Raw genomic sequence first — 364 nt, 5'->3', positions numbered from 1 at the left:
TTGTTATGGTGACTACATTTTACCAAAGAGAGGTGTCTTTTTGTGTGTTTTTTGATAATTATTTATAAGAAGTTTCAATAACCGCAAGGGTTAAACCTGGATATTCAACTGCAAAACTTGAGTTATTAACTAATTGATTAAAGTCTTCTTGTTTTCCACTTTCACACCAATAACCAAATTTACCATTTTCTATGACTTCTCCAATATCTGTGTTTATATCAGTAGTTGCTAAAACCGGCACTATGTGTAAAATAGTTGTCGGAAAGTAAAATAGTAGGGCAAGAAATTAAAGTAGACAAAAAGAAAGAAGACCCTTAATCTAGAGATAACCACAAATCCAGAAAAGAGGTCTTCTTATGAATCA

1 protein-coding gene is annotated in these 364 nt (G+C 31.6%); it reads right to left on the bottom strand.

The window, feature by feature from the left end; all coding sequences use genetic code 11:
• Positions 1-58 precede the first annotated feature (58 nt).
• On the bottom strand, positions 59-241 hold the full coding sequence (locus ACYQ2O_RS12970) for a hypothetical protein (protein ID WP_459796807.1): 183 nt from the start codon (positions 239-241) through the stop codon (positions 59-61).
• Positions 242-364: the final 123 nt, after the last annotated feature.

The sequence above is a fragment of the Alkalibacterium sp. m-11 genome, assembly GCF_054658155.1.
The sequence above is the reverse complement of the archived record's forward strand: the minus strand, read 5'-3'. Positions and strand labels throughout refer to the sequence as shown.